The sequence below is a fragment of the Arthrobacter sp. P1_B9 genome (assembly GCF_056406495.1).
Genome location: NZ_JBFUAA010000004.1, coordinates 297,433 through 316,904 on the forward strand (window position 1 = coordinate 297,433; position 19,472 = coordinate 316,904).

General features: G+C 66.6%; 16 protein-coding genes. 10 read left to right on the top strand and 6 right to left on the bottom strand.

Features of this window, described 5'->3' with window-relative positions:
- The first annotated feature begins 118 nt into the window (after positions 1 to 118).
- Positions 119 to 1,279 (top strand): M20/M25/M40 family metallo-hydrolase, encoded by a 1,161-nt coding sequence (locus AC1D1A_RS08595; RefSeq protein WP_476947523.1) that lies wholly within the window; start codon positions 119 to 121, stop codon positions 1,277 to 1,279.
- Between the two features lie 113 nt (positions 1,280 to 1,392).
- Here AC1D1A_RS08595 and AC1D1A_RS08600 read toward each other — a convergent pair whose 3' ends face one another.
- Entirely contained in the window at positions 1,393 to 2,364 is a 972-nt protein-coding gene (locus AC1D1A_RS08600; protein ID WP_476947524.1) for a polysaccharide deacetylase family protein, read from the bottom strand.
- A 15-nt stretch (positions 2,365 to 2,379) separates the two neighbouring features.
- A complete protein-coding gene (locus tag AC1D1A_RS08605) occupies positions 2,380 to 3,909 on the bottom strand; it encodes a purine-cytosine permease family protein (protein WP_476947525.1) in 1,530 nt (509 codons plus the stop codon).
- A gap of 107 nt (positions 3,910 to 4,016) precedes the next feature.
- Between AC1D1A_RS08605 and AC1D1A_RS08610 the strand changes: the two genes are divergently transcribed.
- Complete coding sequence (locus tag AC1D1A_RS08610; protein ID WP_476870243.1) at positions 4,017 to 5,561, top strand: PucR family transcriptional regulator; 1,545 nt, start codon at positions 4,017 to 4,019, stop codon at positions 5,559 to 5,561.
- Positions 5,562 to 5,597: 36 nt separating this feature from the next.
- Here AC1D1A_RS08610 and AC1D1A_RS08615 read toward each other — a convergent pair whose 3' ends face one another.
- The 3 genes from AC1D1A_RS08615 to AC1D1A_RS08625 all read right to left on the bottom strand — a co-directional run bounded on the left by AC1D1A_RS08615 (position 5,598) and on the right by AC1D1A_RS08625 (position 9,231).
- Complete coding sequence (locus AC1D1A_RS08615) at positions 5,598 to 6,407, bottom strand: IclR family transcriptional regulator (protein ID WP_243178252.1); 810 nt, start codon at positions 6,405 to 6,407, stop codon at positions 5,598 to 5,600.
- 94 nt (positions 6,408 to 6,501) lie between these two features.
- Complete coding sequence (locus AC1D1A_RS08620; RefSeq protein WP_476888068.1) at positions 6,502 to 7,758, bottom strand: aminopeptidase P family protein; 1,257 nt, start codon at positions 7,756 to 7,758, stop codon at positions 6,502 to 6,504.
- Between the two features lie 63 nt (positions 7,759 to 7,821).
- Complete coding sequence (locus tag AC1D1A_RS08625; protein ID WP_476873350.1) at positions 7,822 to 9,231, bottom strand: MFS transporter; 1,410 nt, start codon at positions 9,229 to 9,231, stop codon at positions 7,822 to 7,824.
- A gap of 341 nt (positions 9,232 to 9,572) precedes the next feature.
- Here AC1D1A_RS08625 and AC1D1A_RS08630 point away from each other — a divergent pair, with 341 nt between their 5' ends.
- Positions 9,573 to 9,719 carry a hypothetical protein gene (locus AC1D1A_RS08630; protein ID WP_476947526.1) on the top strand — a complete coding sequence of 49 codons (147 nt, stop codon included), beginning with the start codon at positions 9,573 to 9,575 and terminating at the stop codon, positions 9,717 to 9,719.
- A gap of 142 nt (positions 9,720 to 9,861) precedes the next feature.
- On the opposite strand, the gene AC1D1A_RS08635 is transcribed toward AC1D1A_RS08630, so the two are convergent.
- Positions 9,862 to 10,533: a GntR family transcriptional regulator gene (locus tag AC1D1A_RS08635; RefSeq protein WP_476870245.1), complete on the bottom strand. Its 672-nt coding sequence runs from the start codon at positions 10,531 to 10,533 to the stop codon at positions 9,862 to 9,864.
- 143 nt (positions 10,534 to 10,676) lie between these two features.
- Between AC1D1A_RS08635 and glyA the strand changes: the two genes are divergently transcribed.
- From glyA to purU, 7 genes are read left to right on the top strand one after another with little or no spacing between them, the layout of a single operon-like run.
- On the top strand, positions 10,677 to 12,017 hold the full coding sequence (gene glyA, locus AC1D1A_RS08640; protein WP_476859559.1) for a serine hydroxymethyltransferase: 1,341 nt from the start codon (positions 10,677 to 10,679) through the stop codon (positions 12,015 to 12,017).
- Positions 12,014 to 13,234, top strand: a complete 1,221-nt coding sequence (locus AC1D1A_RS08645; RefSeq protein WP_026539064.1) for a sarcosine oxidase subunit beta family protein — start codon at positions 12,014 to 12,016, stop codon at positions 13,232 to 13,234. The genes glyA and AC1D1A_RS08645 overlap by 4 nt, the downstream gene beginning before the upstream one ends.
- Before the next feature lie 14 nt (positions 13,235 to 13,248).
- Positions 13,249 to 13,593: a sarcosine oxidase subunit delta gene (locus AC1D1A_RS08650; protein ID WP_476947527.1), complete on the top strand. Its 345-nt coding sequence runs from the start codon at positions 13,249 to 13,251 to the stop codon at positions 13,591 to 13,593.
- Positions 13,590 to 16,544, top strand: a complete 2,955-nt coding sequence (locus AC1D1A_RS08655) for a sarcosine oxidase subunit alpha family protein (protein WP_476947528.1) — start codon at positions 13,590 to 13,592, stop codon at positions 16,542 to 16,544. Before AC1D1A_RS08650 ends, AC1D1A_RS08655 begins: the two co-directional genes overlap by 4 nt.
- Entirely contained in the window at positions 16,537 to 17,172 is a 636-nt protein-coding gene (locus AC1D1A_RS08660) for a sarcosine oxidase subunit gamma (RefSeq protein ID WP_476947529.1), read from the top strand. Before AC1D1A_RS08655 ends, AC1D1A_RS08660 begins: the two co-directional genes overlap by 8 nt.
- Complete coding sequence (locus AC1D1A_RS08665) at positions 17,172 to 18,587, top strand: L-serine ammonia-lyase (RefSeq protein WP_476932379.1); 1,416 nt, start codon at positions 17,172 to 17,174, stop codon at positions 18,585 to 18,587. The genes AC1D1A_RS08660 and AC1D1A_RS08665 overlap by 1 nt, the downstream gene beginning before the upstream one ends.
- Positions 18,588 to 18,589: 2 nt before the next feature.
- On the top strand, positions 18,590 to 19,465 hold the full coding sequence (gene purU, locus AC1D1A_RS08670) for a formyltetrahydrofolate deformylase (RefSeq protein WP_223914772.1): 876 nt from the start codon (positions 18,590 to 18,592) through the stop codon (positions 19,463 to 19,465).
- Positions 19,466 to 19,472 lie beyond the last annotated feature (7 nt).

Genomic DNA, 19,472 nt, shown 5'->3' on the forward strand with positions numbered 1-19,472 from the left:
TGATAGGAGTATTTGCCGGGCGATGGTGGCCGCGACTTACTGGAGCGTCAGTGGCGAGCGTCCTGACCAATCGAGCCGGAGCAAGCGAACTTGTACCGACTAGTGATGGGCTCCCGGCATGATCACTCTCCGCAAGCACGTACTTCCCTCGCTCCTCGCCCTGGTCCTGCTCTCGACGTCGGCCTGTACCTCCGGTGTCGCGGCTGGCATCCCGTCGGCCGGCGTTCCGTCCGGTGGCACACCATCTGGCACACCCTCAGGTGGCACACCGGGCAAATCCGGCGGCGGGACGAGCCAATCCGCCGCACCCGCCGAGTCCGCCAGCCCGAGTGCTGCGGTCCCGCAGCTAACCCCGGCGAGCACGGTGGATGCGCGCACGGTGCTGGCGGCGTTCAAGTCCCGGGACATGGTGGGGCACCTGCAGGCGCTGCAGCGGGTGGCCGATGCCAACGGCGGGAACCGGGCCTCGGGCACCTCGGGGTATGAGGAGTCGGCCCGCTACGTCGAGGAACAGCTGCGCGCCGCCGGGTATGAACCGGTGCGGCAGAGCTTCACGTTCAAAGAGGACGGCCGCCGCGGCAAGACGGTGGAGTCCTTCAACATCCTCGCCGACACCGGGGGCAGTGCCGGGCACACCGTGGTGGTGGGCGCGCACCTGGACTCCGTGCAGGAGGGACCGGGCATTGATGACAACGGCAGCGGGGTCGCGGCCGTCCTGGAGACCGCGCGGTGGATGAAGGAGGCCGGGATCACCCCGGCCAACCGGGTCCGGTTCGCGTTCTGGGGCGGCGAGGAGGACGGGCTGTACGGGTCCCAGCACTACGTCGACGAACTGAGTGCGGCCGAGATCGGCCAGACCGCGGCGAACCTGAACGTGGACATGGTGGCCTCGCCCAACGGGGTCCGCTCGGTCCATGACGGGGACGGCACGGACTTTGGCCACGCCGGCCCGGCCGGGTCCAAGGCGATCGAGGACGTCTTCTTCCGCTACTTCCAGGAGAACGCGCTGCCGGCCGAGACCACGCCCTTTGACGGGGGCTCGGACTACGACGCCTTCCTCTCGGCCGGCATTCCCGGCGGCGGGCTGTTCACCGGGGATGAGAAGAGGAAGACCCAGGCCCAGGCGCAGGCCTATGGCGGGGTGGCGGGCAAAGACCTCGATCCCTGCTACCACGAGGCCTGCGACACGATCGCCAACACCAACCCGGAACTGCTCACCGAAATGTCCGGCGCCCTGGCCTACGGCACCGTGGCCTACGCGATGGCCAAGACCGGCTAAACACCAGCTTCGCCGCCGGCTCCGGGCCGCCCCGCAGGAAGATCCCCGGCCCAGCCACCTTCTCACGAGGGGCCGTGCCGGGGACCTGTGCTTGCCAGGGCCGAATTTGTGCCCTAGATTCCGACCCCGCGCCGCGCCGTGGCTCCCTGGGGCTGCCGCACGCCGGCCGCTGTGAACTGTGCGCCGGTGTCCGGGAATCCGGGCACGGCAATGCGCGCGTGGGTGTGGATCTCCTCGACGGAGTCGCGCGTGTGCTGCGCGATCTTCTCCATGGTGGTGACCCACATGCCGTCCATCGACTTGACCCGGTCCATCAGCTGTTCCAGGGCCACGGCCTTGGACGGCCGGCCGGAAATGAAGGGGTGGTTGGTCAGGACGAAGCAGCTCCCGGCAGCGTGGTGGGCCTCGGCCTCCAGCGTCCACATTTCGAGGACCTTGGCCGGGCTTTCGATGACGCCGCTTCCGGTGACGCCCGGGTAGAAGGCATACTGCTCCCAGTCGTCCAAAGCCCAGTCGACAGGGATTTCCACGAGATCGCGGGGGTCTGCCTCGGCAACGCTGAAGCGGTACGGCGCGTCGCCGTCGAGCAGGCTTGAGTCATACAGGAACCCGCGGTCGGCAAGGAGGGCCGGGGAATGCCAGTTGAGCTCCCACCACGGTGCCCTGTAGCCGGTCGGCCGGACGCCGGCGGCCTTGGCCAGGGCATCCAGGCCCCGGTCCAGGTACCGCGCCTCCGTGGCGGCGTCGATGCCTTGCATGGGTTCGTGCAGGTACCCGTGGTGTGCAATCTCGTGGCCGCCGTCGGCTATCCGGCGGACCACGTCCGGGTAGCATTCGGCGGTGAATCCCGGGACGAAGAACGTCGCCTGGATCTGCTGGCGCTCGAGAATCTGCAGAATCCGCGGGACGGCGACCTTGGGCCCGTAGGACTGGTGCGTCATGAGGGACATGCGCCTGGTGCTCTGCGGGTCATGGGCGATGGTGCAGGATTCGGCGTCGACGTCGAAGGTGAAGGACGCCGCGGCACGGTGACCTTCGGGCCAGGTAATGGGATGGGCGGTGTCGGCGAAAGCGGGGAAGTTCACGGGGTTGATCTCCTGCTAGAGGGCGGCGGGCGTGGTTGATGTGACCGGAAGGCCGGTTGCCTCAGGTGAATCTGCGGTCTGTTCGCTGGGGGTGGGGACATCCAGGAACTTCCTGTGGAACCGCGGACCGAGGACGGCGTAAGCCGCGGCACTGGCCAGTCCCCCGGCGAGCCAGGACAGGTCCCATCCGCCCAGGGCGACGGCGATGGGCCCCTGCATGGCCGGCACCAGTCCGTACATGAACAGCCAGGTGGCGAAGATGCCGATGAGCAGGGAAGCGACACCGGCCGGATTCACGCCCGGCAGGCGTTTGGTGCCGACGGCGTCAAAGAGCCGGGACGGGTCGCCGGGCCAGCGCTTCTCGATCCAGAAGTAATGGACCAGCATGACTCCGCCCCAGGCAGCCACCCAGGCGACCAGCCCAATCAGCCAGGCATCCAGCACGGAGGCGAAATCCTCCTGGAAGATGAAGAAGATCACGGCCGCGAGGGAGAAGACGCCGACGAACAGGTTCAACTTGCGCCGGCTGATGGAGATGTCCAGGGCCTGCGTGGCGACGGAAAAGGTGTAAATGTTCAAGATGTTGGTCGCGATCGGGCCGTGCAGGACCATGAGCAGCACCGGGAGGGCCAGCGCGCCGAAGTTCTGGACGATGAGTTTGCCGGGATCAATTTCACCCGTGTTGGTCGCCAGGCTGGCCCCCAGGATGCCCAGCCAGACGACCGGGATGAACTGGCCCAGCACCGAGGCGAGGTAGACCTTGCGCTTGGGCACCGAGGTGCTGACAAAGCGGGAGTAATCCGCGGCGTAGGTGAACCAGGTGATGCCCCAGCCGATGCCGATGGCCGTCATGACTGCGCTCATCGCGGCGATGCGTTCCGAGCCTTCCAGGATGTGGCCGGCCGGGCCGGCGTAGGTCCAGTTGATCTTCATGCCGAACCAGGCCACTGCCGACATTACGGTCAAGATGATGATTGTGGGCGGCACGGTCCACTTCTCGAAGGCAGCAATGGCTTTATAGCCGAACCAGGCGATGGCTACCTGTACAGCCATGATGAAGGTGGCGATGCCAATCTTCCAGGCGTAGTTCTTGGCCTCCGGGTCAACCCAGCCAAGCGTTCCGAACAAGGCCATGACCAGATCCAGGATGATCCAGGTGTTGACCGCACACCAGCCGATCACCAGGAGAGCCTGGATGCCGGCGGGCAGGTAGTTGCCGCGCCGGCCGAAGGCGGCGCGGGCCAGCACCATGCCGGTCGCCCCGGTCTTCTGGCCCAGCAGGACGAAGCAGCCGAAGAGCAGCATCCCGATGAGGTTTCCGAGGACAAGAACCGTGACGGTGTCCGCGAATCCCAGGCCAAGCTGGATGCCGAGCGCTCCGAGCACCCAGTTGATCGGGGCGAGATTGGCGCCGGCCCAGATCCAGAACTGGCCCGAGACCTTGCGGGTCCGTTGTGATTCGGGGATGGGCTGGAGCCACGCTTCGTGGTCTACGCTCGCTTCCGGCGCGGTGCCGGCAGGGGCCGCTGGGGATTTTTGACGCATGTGGAGCCTCCGAGGATGTGTGGGATTCCTCAAGATTATGTGTCGCAGGCCACATACGACTATATACAATGTGTCTAAATATACCCAGAGCAACGCGACGGAGTGTAATGTCCATCCTTCTTCAAGACGTCCTGAACCACCCGACCATGGCGGCCGCCGACCCCATTGTCCGCGCCGCGGCCAGGGCCGCCGCCCGGGCGCAGCTCCGGTGGATCCACTCCAGTGAAATCATTGATATCGCGCCCCTGCTGGCCGGCGGGGAACTTCTGCTAACGGGCGGAGAAGCCCTGGCCCTCGCCTCGGAGGAGCGGCAGGTCAACTACATCCGCCAACTGGCGGAGCGGGGCGTTGCCGCCGTAGCTATCGAAACCGGGGCCGCCCTTCCGTCCCTGCCATCGTCTATGGTGGCGGCCGCCGAGGCGGCCGGACTGCCCCTGATTGAACTTCGCGGGGTGGTGCCGTTCGTCGGAATCACGCAGGCCATCAATTCGATGCTGGTCAGCGACTCGGTATCGCAGTTGCGGCGGGCCGATGAGGCCAGTCACGCGATGGCCGTCGAACTGGCGCACGGCGGTGGCCTGGACCGGATCCTCGCCGTGCTGGCCGGCATCATCAATGCCGAGGTGACACTGACATCCATAGCCGGCGCGACCCTGGCCAGCGCAAACCCGGGGCGGGCCGAGGCCGCCGACGTCGATGCCTCCACCGTTGGGCCGCAGGAGCAGGCACGCCTGATTCACATCGACGTGCCGATCCGCGGCATCCTTGCGGCTCAGCTGTTGCTGCGGGTCCCGGCGGACGAGGACCAGAACCTGGCCCGGACGGCCGGAAATCGTTCTGTCGACATCCTGGCCCTGGCGTTGCTGCAGCGAATGTCCCCCGGGCTCAAGGAAGTCGCCGGGGCGGCCCTGCTTCGCGCGATTGATTCCGGCAGCCAGGCCTGGCGGCTCCAGCAATTGGCTTCCGCGGCCGGGATTCCGCCGGGTGCCACAATCGTGGCCATCATGGTCCGCTCCGGCATGCTCCAACACCTCCGCGCTTCTGTGGAGCAGCTCTTGGCCCGGCGGGCGCAGCCCAGCGCAACCTATGTCGATAATGCCGAGCTGCTGGCGGTGGTGGTCCTCCCGGGCGATAGTCCGCTGGACAGCAGGGACGCACTTCTGGCTGGCCTGCGGGCGCTACCGGCCCCATCAGACACGCTGGTTGCCGTCGGCCCGGTGGCCGTCGGGATTTCGGAAGCCCCATGGTCCTTGTCGGAGGCCAGGCTGACCCTGGAATTGGCGGGCGCGCTGGGGCAACCACATACGGGAACCCAAGGTCCGCACAGTCCCGTGATCGATTGCGAGGCATTCGCCGTCGAACGCCTTGCCGTGGGAAGCCTGGACCCTGGCCAACGGCGGAACTTCGTGCGCCAGCAGTTGGGGGCTCTCTTGGATTATGATGCGCAACGCAATTCCCGGCTGCTTGGCACCCTGGCCATGTGGCTGGATTCCGGCTGCAACACGGCCCAGGCGGCGAGGGAACTGCACGTGGAGCGGCAATCGATGCATCAACGGCTGCAGCGGATCTTCGAGCTGTGCGGCGGCGACCCCCGGCGGACGGGCCGGCTCGCAGCGTTGCATTTGGCCGCGCGGCTGGCCCGGCTCAGCTGACGTGCGCTCGGCGCCTTAGTCCGGGCGCGGGCCGCGCTAGCCGTTGCTGGACGCGCGCCCGCCCAGCCGGCTGGTGATTTTGTCGGCCGCAGCGGCGCACGCTTCGCCCAGGCTCTGCAGAGCCTCGCGTGAGACGCGGAACCGGGGCGCCGAGATCAGGACGGCCGCCACGATGTCGCCGCGGTGGTCGTGGACGGGAGCGGCCACGCCCACTTCATCGATGGAGGATTCGCCGTAGTTGATGGCCCAGCCCCGGGCCGTCACGTCCTTGAGCTTGATCTGGTAGCCATCCAGACCCGCATCATCGAGCCCCGGGTAGCTGATCGCTCCGCTGCGCAGGAGCACACGGACGCGTTCGACGGGCGCTGCGGCCAGGAAGACCTGCACGGAGGCGCTCATGGCGTCGGTGTACCGGGCTCCCAGCGGGGTGGTGTGCTTGATCTGGTGGTGGCTGGCGATCTGCTCCACGCACATTGACTCTGCGCCGTTCCACACCATGAGGGCGCTGGTTTCGCCGGTCTGTTCGGTGAGTTCACGCAGGACGGGATACGCCACCCGCCGTTCTTCCAGTTCGGCCAGCAACGGCCCGGCGACGGCGATCAGTCCCAGCCCCAGCCGGAAGCGGCGGGTTTCCGGATCGCGTTCCACCAGGTGTTCCTGTTCGAACGTGGCCAGGATCCGGGAAACCGTGCTCTTGTGCAGGCCCACCCGGTTGGCGATCTCGGTGACTCCGAGCAACGGTTCGTCCGCCGTGAAGGTTCGCAGCACGGCGATGGCGTTGACGATGACGGAGGTGCCCTTGGTGTCGCCGTTTCCGGTGGTCCCGGGAGATTCTGCTGGGGTCATGGTGTCTACCATCATTCCGCATGAGGGCCCAAAAGCGGCGCCACGGTGGACGTGGCGCCGCTTCTGGGTCCTGCCTTCAGGGGGTCTGGGCGCCTCAGGCTCCGATGATGTTGTATTCGGGGCCGAACGGGAACTTCGTGATGTTCTCGGCTCCGTCTTCGCCGACCACCAGGATGTCGTGCTCGCGGTAGCCGCCTGCGCCGGGCTGGCCGTCCAGGACGGTGATCATGGGTTCCATGGAGACCACCATGCCGGGCTCGAGCACCGTGTCGATGTCCTCGCGGAGTTCCAGTCCGGCTTCGCGGCCGTAGTAGTGGCTCAGGACGCCGAAGGAGTGTCCGTAGCCGAACGTCCGGTTGGCGAGAAGCCCGTGGCCCACGTAGATCTCGTTCAGCTCGGCGGCGATGTCCTTGCAGACAGCTCCGGGCTTGATGAGCTCGAGGCCGCGCTTGTGGACCTCGACGTTGATGTTCCACAGTTCGAGGGAGCGGGCGTCGGGTTCGCCGTAGAACAGGGTGCGCTCCAGTGCCGTGTAGTAGCCGGAGGTCATGGGGAAGCAGTTCAGGGACAGGATGTCGTGTTCCTGGATCTTGCGCGTGGTGGCCCAGTTGTGGGCGCCGTCGGTGTTGATGCCGGACTGGAACCAGACCCAGGTGTCACGGATTTCCGAGTCCGGGAACGTCCGCGCGATTTCGTGGACCATGGCTTCGGTGCCGATCAGGGCGACCTCATATTCGGTGATGCCGGCGGTGATGGCGTTGCGGATGGCTTCGCCGCCCAGGTCACCGATGCGGGCCCCGTGCTTGATCACCTCGATCTCTTCCGCCGATTTGATCATCCGCTGGCGCATCGCGGCCTGGGCCACGTCCACCAGGGTGGCCCCCGCAAAGGCCGCCTGGATCTTGTTGCGGTTGTCCAGCGGGAGCGAATCGTCTTCGACGCCGAGCCGGCGGGGGTTGATGCCGCGGGTGCGCAGCGCCTCCTGGATGGCGAAGATGTAGTTGTCCCGGCGCCAGTCCGTGTACACCACGTTGTCGCCATAGCTGCGCCGCCACGGCATGCCGGCGTCGATGTTGGCCGTGACGGTCACGGTCTCGTCCTTCGTGACCACCATGGCGTAGGACCGGCCGAAGTAGGTAAAGAGGAAGTCCGAGTAGTACTTGATGGAGTGGTAGCTGGTCAGGACGACGGCGTCCAGGTCTTTTTCGGCCATGATGCGGCGCAGTCCGCCGAGCCGGCGCTCAAATTCGGCGTTGGAAAAAGTCAGCTTTTCCTTCTGCCCGTTGTGCAGGACTTTCAGTCGCTCCAGTTCGGCGATGGACGAAGCGTTGTTGGACGTTGCGATGGTCATGGTGGTGGTGCCTTTCTGCATTGCTGTTCTTTGGAGGGGAAAATTTGGGGGCGCCGGCGCGGGCTACTCGTGGCGCAGCGGTTCTTTGCTGGTTTCCCGGGAGAGCGCTACGGCGATCAGGGAGATGGCCGCGGCGCCGGCCAGGTACCAGGCCGGCGCCAGGCTATTGGCCGTCGTGGCGATCAGGAGGGTCGCCACGAACGGCGCCGTGCCGCCGAAGAGCGCGTTGGAGAGATTGAAGCTGACGGCGAAGCCGCTGTAGCGGACGCGGGTGGGGAACATCTCCGCCAGGAAGCTCGGGAGCGTACCGTCGTTGAGCGTCAGCATGCCGCCCAGCAGGATCTGGACCAGGACGATCACCAGGAAGTTCCCGGTGCCCAGCAGGGCGAAGGCCGGCACGGTCAGCAGGATGAAGCTCAAGGATGCGGCGATCAGCACCTTTTTGCGGCCGTAGCGGTCCGAGAGCATACCGGTCAGGAAGATGAACCCGATGTACGTCACCAGGGCGATGGTGGTGGCCAGGAAGGATTCGGCCGCGCCGAGACCGAGCTCCGAGGACAGATATGTGGGCATGTAGCTCAGGATCACGTAGAACCCGACGGCGTTGAGCAGCACGGCTCCGACGGCCTTCAGCAGCAACCGCCAGTGCTTCCGGAAGAGGCTGGATACCGGGGCCTTGATGGCCTGGTCCTCCTCTGCCAGTTCGCGGAACACCGGCGTGTCTTCGAGCTTGGTGCGGATGTAGCGTCCGATCAGGCCCATCGGTGCTGCGAGCAGGAACGGCAGGCGCCATCCCCAACTCTGCATCGCCTCGGCGCTGAGCAGGACGGTCAGCAGGCCCGCGAGCAGGGAACCGAGCAGCAGGCCCGCGGCCGTGCTGGCCGGAACCACCGCCGCGTACAGGCCGCGTTTGTTGGCCGGGGCGTACTCGACCAGGAAGGCGGACGCACCGGCGTATTCGCCGGAGGCGGAGAAGCCCTGGACGACACGCACCACCAGAAGCAGGATCGGGGCCCAGATGCCGATGGAGTTGTACCCCGGGATCAGGGCGATGCAGAAGGTCGCTCCGGACATGATCAGGATAGACAGGGAAAGGGCGGTCCGGCGCCCCACCCGGTCACCGATGTGGCCCCAGACAAAGCCGCCAAGTGGCCGCACCAGGAACGAGATGGCGAAGAGGGCGAAAGTCAGTAGAAGCGCGGTCTGGGGATTGGACTCGGGGAAGAAGACCGCGGCGATGGTTGCAGCCAGGTAACCGTAGACGGCGTAGTCGAACCATTCGACGAAGTTTCCGATGAAGCTGGCGGCGACGACCCGCCGTCGGGTTTCCTTACTGACTGCGGGATCGTGGCCGCCAGGGGCCGCATGGCCGCTCAACGTGGTCTGTCCCGAGGACGTACTGCCATGCCCGCTATTCGACTCCGGGCTGGTCTGCCCCGCAAGAGTGGCGGGGGAGGAAGTTTCGTTACTCATGTGTCCACCAAAGTGTTTTGGAGTTGCAATCAGTGCAACGCTGTTGCACCAGAATAGGCGTGACGCATGACACCGTCAATGCCTTTTTGTTTCAGGCTTGGGGATTAAGTCAATAAAGATGCCCGGGCGCGCCAGCCCTGGGAGCGGCCCAGCTATGCGCCCACAGTTGCATTCAACGAGACGGGGTTGCGGATAATGCGTCCCTGACCTGTTGCCTTGTGAAAAGCTTGGGCCGGGCAGCGGCGCGGTTCCCTCCGGGGCGCCGCAGTGCGAGACTTGGTGAACTATCGAGCGACTGGGGGGCCAGGTCAGGAGATCGTCTTGGGCATTCTGGGACGCACGTGCACTTCCGACCGCCGGACGGCGGGCGAGCCATGATGGCCGGGTGGGCCTATCTCATGGCCGGAATCATGACCGTCGACTCGCTCCTGCTGGGGCTACTTCTGATGAACGTGAAGTGGCCGAAGCGCTGGAAGAAAGACGGCTGAAGTTCCGGAACTCTAATCCACTGCGGCGGTGACTCGGGCGCCCGTCGTGGTCGAAGTCGCCGGTCACGTGCGGGCTCGCCGGAAGCTTAAGGCGAGCCCGCACGCTTCCCGCGACCTCGGCGGGAGGGTCCCCCGTCCGGGCCTAGAGGACCTTGCGGATGGTCTCCTCGAAGCTGGTGACGTGGTGCAGGGCGAGCTCGCCGGCCCTGTCCGCGTCGCCGTCGGCCACCGCCTTGAGCAGCTCCACGTGCTCGGTGATGTGGCCGCTGACCGAGGGGACCTTGTCCAGGACCAGGCACCAGATGCGCGTGGCCAGGTTGTCGTAGCGGATCAGCGTGTCTTCCAGATGAGGGTTGGCCGCGGCCCGGTAGATCAGGCGGTGCACCGTCAGGTCGTAGCGCATCAGTTCCCGGGACTCTGCTGGGCTCGGGGCCAGCTCTGCAATGGTCTTGGCGACATCCAGCAGTTCGCGGCGCGTGGCGGCGTTGGCCCGCGTTGCCGCCCGCCGCGCCGCCAGAGGTTCCAGCAGTTCCCGGATTTCCGAGACGTCGGCCAGTTCCGTGAAGTCCACGGTGGTGGCAAAGGTCCCCCTTCGCGGGTATGAAACCACCAGGTGGTCCACTTCCAGCCGCTTGATCGCCTCGCGCACGGGAGTACGGCCGAACCCGAGCTCGGCGGCGAGCTGCCCGTCATTGATGGGTTCGCCCGGCCGGATTTCGAGCATGATCAGCTTGTCGCGCAACTGCCTGTACGCGGCCTCCGCCTGGGAGATGGCTTCGTCCTCTGCGGGCGGCAGGACGGTGAGTGCATTCACAGCTCGGCTCCGTTTCTGGATTTCAACCGGAAGCCTGGTTCCACTTGGCTTCCGGCTATTGACTCTGGTGTGATCTCAATCATACCATTGTTCTCACACTGATATATCAGTCATAGCAATAGTGGTATTTCAAAGGAGCAACCGTGGTTGAGCAGTTGAACGAGCGACTTTCCGTAGTCGATCCCGAGGTCGAAGAGGCCGTGGCGCGCGAACTGAAGCGCCAGCAGTCCACCCTGGAAATGATTGCGTCCGAGAACTTCGCCCCCGCCGGGGTCATGGAGGCACAGGGTTCGGTGCTGACCAACAAGTACGCCGAGGGCTACCCGGGCAAGCGCTACTACGGCGGCTGCGAGCACGTTGACGTGATCGAACAGCTCGCGATCGACCGGGTCAAGGCCCTGTTCGGCGCCGAGTACGCCAACGTCCAGCCGCACTCCGGCGCGCAGGCCAACGCCGCCGCCATGTTCGCCCTCCTGGAACCGGGCGACACCATCATGGGACTGGCCCTGGCCCACGGCGGCCACCTCACCCACGGGATGAAGATCAATTTCTCCGGCAAGCTCTACAACGTGGTCCCGTACCACGTGAGCGAGCACAACCACCTGGTGGATATGGCCGAAGTGGAGGCCCTGGCCCTTGAGCACCGGCCCAAGATGATCGTGGCCGGCTGGTCCGCCTACTCCCGGCAGCTGGACTTCGTCGAGTTCCGGCGCATCGCCGACCTCGTGGGCGCCTACCTCATGGTGGACATGGCACACTTCGCCGGCCTCGTGGCCGCCGGGCTTCACCCGAACCCGGTCCCCTACGCCGACGTCGTCACCACCACCACGCACAAGACCCTCGGCGGACCGCGCGGCGGCGTGATCCTGGCCAAGGAGGAGTACGCACGCAAGATCAACAGCGCCGTGTTCCCCGGCCAGCAGGGCGGCCCGCTGGAACACGTGATCGCGGCCAAGGCCGTGGCCTTCAAGATCGCGGCGTCACCGGAGTTCAAGGAACGCCAGGAGCGCACGCTCGAAGGCGCCGGGATCCTCGCGTCCCGGCTCCTGAAGGACGACGTCGCGGCGGCCGGGATCTCCGTGGTCAACGGCGGCACCGATGTGCACCTGGTCCTGGTGGACCTGCGGGACTCGGAACTGGACGGGCAGCAGGCCGAAGACCGGCTCCACCGGATCGGCATCACCGTCAACCGCAACGCCGTCCCCTTCGATCCCCGCCCGCCCATGGTGTCCTCCGGGCTGCGGATCGGCACCCCCGCCCTGGCCACCCGCGGCTTCGGTGCCGCGGAGTTCACCGAGGTGGCGGACATCATCGCCTCCGCCCTCATCTCGCAGGCGCCCGGGGACGAACTCAGCGACCAAACCGCCGCTGAACTGCGTGGACGCGTCAGCGCCCTCGCGGACCGGTTCCCCCTTTACCCGCATCTCGGCACCGGCACGACGGCGACCGGGCTTGAGGCAGAACTGATTGGAGCAGCACAATGACCACCGAACACCTGCCGGAGCACCCGGACTTCCTCTGGCGCAACCCGGACCCCAAGTCCTCCTACGACGCCGTGATTGTGGGCGGCGGCGGACATGGACTGGCGACGGCGTATTACCTGGCCAAGAACCACGGGATGACCAACATCGCCATCCTGGAAAAAGGGTGGCTGGCCGGCGGGAACATGGCCCGGAACACCACCATCATCCGTTCCAACTACCTCTGGGACGAGAGTGCGGCGATCTACGAGCACGCCCTGAAGCTCTGGGAGATCCTGCCCGAAGAACTCGAATACGACTTCCTGTTCAGCCAGCGCGGGGTCATGAACCTGGCCCACACCCTGGGCGACGTCCGCGAAAGCGTCCGCCGCGTCGGGGCCAACAAACTCAACGGCGTCGACGCCGAGTGGCTGGACCCGCAGCAGGTCAAGGAACTCTGCCCCATCCTGAACATCAACGACAACATCCGCTACCCGGTCATGGGCGCCACCTACCAGCCGCGCGCCGGCATTGCCAAGCACGACCACGTCGCCTGGGCGTTCGCCCGCAAATGCGACGAGCTCGGCGTGGACATCATCCAGAACTGCGAGGTCACCGGCTTCATCAAGGACGGCAACCGCGTCACCGGGGTCAAGACCACCCGCGGCACCATCAACACCGAAAAGGTCGGACTCTGCGCCGCCGGGCACAGCTCGGTGCTTGCCGAAATGGCCGGATTCCGGCTCCCCATCCAGTCCCACCCGCTCCAGGCACTCGTGTCCGAACTGCACGAACCCGTCCACCCCACCGTCGTCATGTCCAACCACGTCCACGTCTACGTCTCCCAGGCGCACAAGGGCGAACTGGTCATGGGCGCCGGCGTGGACTCCTACAACGGCTACGGCCAGCGCGGATCCTTCCACGTGATCGAGCACCAGATGGCAGCCGCCGTCGAACTCTTCCCGATCTTCGCCAGGGCCCACGTGCTCCGGACGTGGGGCGGGATCGTGGACACCACCCTGGACGCCTCCCCGATCGTAGGCACCACCCCGGTGGAAAACATGTTCGTCAACTGCGGCTGGGGCACCGGCGGATTCAAGGGCACACCGGCGGCCGGGCTGACGTTCGCCCACACGATCGCCACCGGAGAACCGCACAAACTCAACAAGCCCTTTGCACTCGAGCGCTTCGAAACCGGCGCCCTGATCGACGAACACGGCGCCGCCGCCGTGGCCCATTAGAAAGAGGTAAGGACATGCTCCTGATTCCCTGCCCCAACTGCGGTCCCCGCGACGAGACCGAATTCCACTACGGCGGACAGGCCCACGTGGCCTACCCCGAAAACCCGGCAGAGCTCACGGACCGCGAATGGGCCGAGTACCTGTTCTACCGCGACAACACTAAGGGCGCCTTCGCCGAACGCTGGCTGCACAGCACCGGCTGCCGGCAATGGTTCAACATGCTCCGCGACACGCTCACGTACGACATCCAGGCCGTATATCCGATGGGCCAGCCGCGCCCTGACAAGGAAAACGCAGCCACGGGCCCCACAGCCCCCACCGTCACCAGCCCCGTCTCCCCGGAAGGAGCAGTCAAATGACCGCTCAGCCGCAGCCCGCGCGTCTTAGCACCGGCGGACGCATCGACCGCAGCGTCACGTGGCGCTTCACCCTGGACGGCCGTGAGTACACTGGCCACCCCGGCGACACCCTCGCCTCCGCCCTGCTGGCCAACGGCCGGCTCCGCGCGGGTGACTCCCTGTATGAGGGCCGGCCCCGCGGCATCATGTCCGCCGGCGTCGAGGAATCCAACGCCCTGGTCAAGGTCGCGGCCCGGTTCCCGGGCCACGTGGCCGAATCCATGCTCCCGGCCACCACGGTGTCCCTCGTGGACGGCCTCAGCACTGAACTGCTCAGCGGACTGGGCAAGCTGGACCCGGCCGAGGACCACGCCGAATACGACAAGAAGTATGTCCACACCGACGTCCTGGTGGTCGGTGGCGGCCCGGCAGGCCTGGCCGCGGCCCGCGAGGCCGTCCGCTCCGGCGCCCGGGTCATCCTTATCGACGACCAGCCCGAACTGGGCGGCTCGCTGTTGTCCGGCTCCACGGATCCGGCCCTCGTCGAGAGCATCGAAGGGCAGCCCGCCCTGGAATGGGTGGCCAATGTTGAAGCCGAACTGATCTCCGCGGCCGAGTGCACGGTACTGAACCGCACCACGGCCTTCGGCTCCTACGACTCCAACTACATCATCGCGGCCCAGAACCGGACGGACCACCTCCTCACCCCGGCCGCGCCCGGCGTGTCCCGCCAGCGGATCTGGCACATCCGCGCCGCCCAGGTCATCCTGGCCCCGGGCGCCCACGAACGCCCGCTCGTTTTCGAAAACAACGACCGCCCCGGCATCATGCTGGCCTCCGCGGTGCGCAGCTACCTCAACCGATACGCCGTCGCCGCCGGTTCCCGGGTGGTCATCAGCACCACCAACGACAGCGCCTACGCCCTGGCCGCCGACCTCCGCGCCGCCGGCATCAAGGTCGAGGCCGTCGTGGACGCCCGCCCACAGCTGAGCGAAACCGCCGCGGTAGCTGCGGCCGCGGGAACGCGGGTGCTGATCGGCAGCGCCGTCGCCAACACCACCGCCGCTGTGACCGGCGACGGTCGGCTCCTCGGCGTCACCGTCCGGAGCATCAACGACGCCGGCGAACTCACCTCGGGCATCGAACACCTCGCCTGCGACCTGCTGGCCGTCTCCGGCGGCTGGTCACCGGTGGTGCACCTGCACTCCCAGCGCCAGGGCAGGCTCCGCTGGGACGAAGACCTCGCCGCCTTCGTCCCCAACAGCGTGGTCCCCAACCAGCAGGTGGCCGGCTCCGGACGCGGCAGCTTCGACCTCGACGACTGCGTGGCCGAAGGCATCTCCGCCGGGGCCGCGGCGGTCATCGCCGCGGGCTTTGAGTCCGATGCTGAACCGTCTGCGCCGACGCCGCCGCGCGCCGCCGCCCCCACCCGCCAGCTCTGGCTGGTACCCGGGCAGGACGGCGGCCCGGATGACTGGCACCACCACTTCGTGGATTTCCAGCGCGACCAGTCCGTGGCCGATGTCCTCCGCTCCACCGGTGCCGGCATGCGGTCCGTGGAGCACATCAAGCGCTACACCTCGATCAGCACCGCCAACGACCAGGGCAAGACCTCCGGGGTGAATGCGATCGGCGTCATCGCCGCCGCGCTCCGGACAGCCGGCGAAGCGTCCCGCGGGATCGGCGACATTGGCACCACCACCTACCGCGCCCCCTTCACGCCCGTGGCGTTTGCCGCTCTGGCCGGACGCCAGCGCGGCGAACTCTTCGACCCCGCACGCCTCACTTCCATCCACCCCTGGCATGTCGCCCAGGGAGCCCTCTTCGAAGACGTCGGCCAGTGGAAGCGCCCCTGGTACTACCCGCAGGACGGCGAGGACATGGACACCGCGGTGCTCCGTGAATGCGCCGCCGTCCGGGAATCCGTGGGTTTCATGGACGCCACCACCCTGGGCAAGATCGAGATCCGCGGCAAGGACGCCGGCGAGTTCCTGAACCGCATCTACACCAACGCGTTCAAGAAACTCGCTCCGGGTTCGGCCCGCTACGGCGTCATGTGCACCCCGGACGGAATGATCTTCGACGACGGCGTCACCCTGCGCCTGGACGAGGACCGGTTCTTCATGACCACCACCACCGGCGGCGCGGCCAAGGTGCTGGACTGGCTGGAGGAATGGCTGCAGACCGAATGGCCGGAACTGGATGTGCACTGCACCTCCGTCACGGAGCAGTGGTCCACCATCGCCGTCGTCGGTCCGAAATCCCGCGCCGTTCTCGCCAAAGTGGCTCCGGAACTGGCAGCCGACGGCGGCCTGGACGCCGAGGCCTTTCCGTTCATGACGTTCAAGGAAACCACCCTGGCATCCGGTGTCCAGGCCCGGGTCTGCCGGATCTCGTTCTCCGGCGAACTGGCCTACGAAATCAACATCCCGTCCTGGTACGGGCTGAGCACCTGGGAAGCCGTGGCGGCGGCCGGCGCGGAGTTCAACATCACCCCGTACGGTACCGAGACCATGCACGTGCTGCGTGCGGAGAAGGGGTATCCGATCGTCGGCCAGGACACTGACGGGACCGTGACACCGCAGGACGCCGGCATGGAATGGGTCGTGTCCAAGGTCAAGGACTTCATCGGCAAACGCTCCTACACCCGCAAGGACGCCGGCCGCACCGACCGGAAACACCTGGTCAGCGTCCTCCCCGTGGACGGCACCATCCGGCTCCCCGAAGGCACCCAACTGGTGGAACAGGGCATCACCGTCAACCCCGCCTACGGCCCCGTGCCCATGCAGGGATTCGTGACCTCGAGCTACCACAGTGCGGCGCTGGGCAGGTCGTTTGCCCTGGCCCTGATCAAGAACGGCCGCAACCGCATTGGCGAGACCCTGGTGGCCGCCGCCGGCGACCAACTCGTGGACGTAATCGTCGCAGAAACCGTACTATTTGACTCTGAAGGGGCCCGCAAAGATGGCTGACACCGCAGCACTCGAAAATTCCAAGAAGATCCAGACCCTCAGGAAGAGTCCGGCGTCGCTCCTGAGAACGGCTTTTGAAGCGGGATCCGTTGCGAGCACCGTGGAGCTGCGCGAGGTGCCGTTTCTGACCATGGCAGGGCTCCGGGTCGATCCTGCCGGCGACGCAGGGCAGCGGCTGGGCGCCCTCACGGGTGGTCTGCCCTCCGCTTCCGGGGAAGTCCGCGGCAGCGGCGACACCGCAGTGCTGTGGCTGGGCCCGGCAGAATTCCTGCTCGTGGCCCCCGCCGAATCCCACGAAAGCCTGGGCGGTGAGCTCCCCCGGGCGCTCATCGCAGCACTGGGCGACGGCCAGGGCCAGGTGGTGGATCTCTCCGCCAACCGCACCACACTCGAGCTCTCCGGACCCCGGGCCAGTGCTGTGCTGGAGAAGGGCTGCGCCCTGGACCTGCACCCCCGCGTCTTCCAGCCCGGAACGGCCCTGTCCACGGAAATCGGCGGCATCCCCGTCGTTCTGTGGAAGACCGGGGACGAGACCTACCGGATCTTCCCGCGTGCATCCTTCGCGGAGTTCCTCGGCCGCTGGCTCCTCGACGCCATGCGCGAATATGCCTCCACCGAGGTCCCCTGATGGCGCTCAGCGTCCTTGACCTGTTTTCTGTTGGCATCGGGCCGTCCTCCTCCCACACGGTCGGCCCGATGCGGGCGGCCAAGCGGTTCGCCGACGGGCTCAAGAGCGACGGACAGCTGAGTTCCACGGCGAGGGTGCAGGCCGAGCTGTTCGGTTCCCTCGGCGCCACCGGCCGGGGCCACGGTTCGGACAAGGCCGTCGTCCTGGGCCTCCAGGGCCAGGACCCCGAGACCGTGGACACGGGCACTGCCGATGACCAGGTGGCTGCCGCTGCCCTGGATGCGGAGCTGCAGCTCGCCGGCCATCACCGGGTGGATTTCAACTGGGACGAGGACGTGGTCCTGCACCGCCGCAAGTCGCTGCCCGCCCATCCGAACGGCATGACCTTCCGGGCCCTCGACCACGCCGGCGACGTCCTCAGCGAACGGAGCTTCTATTCGGTTGGGGGCGGCTTCGTCGTCGATGGCAATGCACTAGGCGCCGACCACGTGGTGGCCGACGACACGGTTCTGCCCTACCCGTTCACAACAGCTGACGAACTCCTTGAAATATGCCACCGAGAGAATATGTCCGTCTCCGACGTGATGCTGGCCAACGAACTCGTCTGGCGTACCGAAGCCGACCTCCGGGAGAAGCTCTTGGCCCTGTGGGCGGTCATGCGCCAGTGCGTGGACAACGGCTGCGCTGCCGAGGGCATCCTGCCCGGCGGGTTGAACGTCAAACGGCGCGCCCCGTCGTTGTTTCGGACGCTGGCAGCATCCGCCGTCAGCGCCGAGGCGGACGCCCGGAACCCATCGCCGGTCCAGGTCCCGGCCGACCCGCTGCTCGCCATGGAATGGGTGAACCTCTTCGCGCTGGCCGTCAACGAGGAAAACGCCGCGGGGGGCCGGATCGTCACCGCGCCCACCAACGGTGCCGCCGGCATTGTGCCGGCCGTGCTGCACTATTACGTCAAGTTCGTCCCCGGCGCCAACGACGACGGCGTCATCCGCTTCCTGCTGGCGGCGGCCGCCGTCGGGATCCTGTTCAAGATCAACGCTTCCATCTCCGGGGCAGAGGTCGGCTGCCAGGGCGAAGTCGGATCCGCCTGCTCCATGGCGGCGGCGGGACTCTGCGAAGTGCTGGGCGGGACCCCGGAGCAGGTGGAAAACGCCGCCGAAGTCGGGATCGAGCACAACCTCGGGCTGACCTGCGACCCCGTCGGCGGGCTCGTGCAGATCCCCTGCATCGAACGCAACGCGATCGCCAGCGTCAAAGCCATCAACGCCGCCCGCCTGTGCCTCCACGGCGACGGCAGCCACAAAGTCTCGCTGGACAAAGCAATCAAGACCATGCGCGAAACAGGAGCAGACATGAAAACCAAGTACAAGGAAACCTCCCGCGGGGGCCTCGCCGTGAACGTCGTGGAGTGCTGACCATGGCCCCGGACCAGACACCCGACACCGTTGAGCACGTCCTGACACTGGACTGCCCGGAAACGCGCGGGATAGTCCACGCCGTGTCCGGTTTCCTGCTGGACCAGGGCTGCGACATCCTGGAAAGCAAGCAGTTCGACTCACAGCTCGACGGCCACTTCTTCATGCGGGTCCATTTCGCGTCGGCCGGAGACCAAACCACCCTGGCTTTGCTGCGGGACGCATTTGTGCCGGTCGCCGAAAAATTCGGCATGCGCTGGGAGCTTCGGCGGCACGGGACCAAACGGCGCGTGCTGATCATGGTCTCGAAATTCGAGCACTGCCTCAACGATCTGCTGTACCGGGCACGCACCGGAGAACTGCCCATCGAGATCGTCGGCGTCGTCTCCAACCACCCCGACCACCGGCGGACCGTCGAATGGCACGGAATCCCGTTCTTCCATGTGCCGATCACGCCGGACACCAAGCCCGCCGCTGAACAGCGGCTTCTGGAACTGATCGACCGGATGGACGTCGAACTGGTGGTCCTGGCCCGTTACATGCAGGTCCTCAGCGACAACCTCACCCGCCAGCTGGATGGCCGCGCCATCAACATCCACCACTCCTTCCTGCCCAGCTTCAAGGGCGCGAAGCCCTACCACCAGGCGCACGCCCGGGGCGTGAAGACGGTCGGCGCCACCGCCCACTACGTCAACGCGGAACTGGACGAAGGGCCCATCATCTCCCAGCAAGTGGTGGAGGTGGACCATACTTTCAGTCCGGACGATCTCGTGGCCGCCGGGCGCGACACCGAATGCAGGGCACTCTCCAACGCCGTCCGCTGGCACTGCGAGGGACGCGTCATCCTCCAGGGCAACAGGACCGTCGTGCTGCGCTAGGTTTGGC

Coding starts and splice junctions, on each gene's coding strand:
- AC1D1A_RS08595 (WP_476947523.1), top strand. CDS start 119: ATGATCACTCTCCGCAAGCACGTACTTCCCTCGCTCCTCGCCCTGGTC.
- AC1D1A_RS08605 (WP_476947525.1), bottom strand. CDS start 3,909: ATGCGTCAAAAATCCCCAGCGGCCCCTGCCGGCACCGCGCCGGAAGCG.
- AC1D1A_RS08610 (WP_476870243.1), top strand. CDS start 4,017: ATGTCCATCCTTCTTCAAGACGTCCTGAACCACCCGACCATGGCGGCC.
- AC1D1A_RS08615 (WP_243178252.1), bottom strand. CDS start 6,407: ATGACCCCAGCAGAATCTCCCGGGACCACCGGAAACGGCGACACCAAG.
- AC1D1A_RS08620 (WP_476888068.1), bottom strand. CDS start 7,758: ATGACCATCGCAACGTCCAACAACGCTTCGTCCATCGCCGAACTGGAG.
- AC1D1A_RS08625 (WP_476873350.1), bottom strand. CDS start 9,231: ATGAGTAACGAAACTTCCTCCCCCGCCACTCTTGCGGGGCAGACCAGC.
- AC1D1A_RS08645 (WP_026539064.1), top strand. CDS start 12,014: ATGACCACCGAACACCTGCCGGAGCACCCGGACTTCCTCTGGCGCAAC.
- AC1D1A_RS08650 (WP_476947527.1), top strand. CDS start 13,249: ATGCTCCTGATTCCCTGCCCCAACTGCGGTCCCCGCGACGAGACCGAA.
- AC1D1A_RS08655 (WP_476947528.1), top strand. CDS start 13,590: ATGACCGCTCAGCCGCAGCCCGCGCGTCTTAGCACCGGCGGACGCATC.
- AC1D1A_RS08660 (WP_476947529.1), top strand. CDS start 16,537: ATGGCTGACACCGCAGCACTCGAAAATTCCAAGAAGATCCAGACCCTC.
- AC1D1A_RS08665 (WP_476932379.1), top strand. CDS start 17,172: ATGGCGCTCAGCGTCCTTGACCTGTTTTCTGTTGGCATCGGGCCGTCC.
- purU (WP_223914772.1), top strand. CDS start 18,590: ATGGCCCCGGACCAGACACCCGACACCGTTGAGCACGTCCTGACACTG.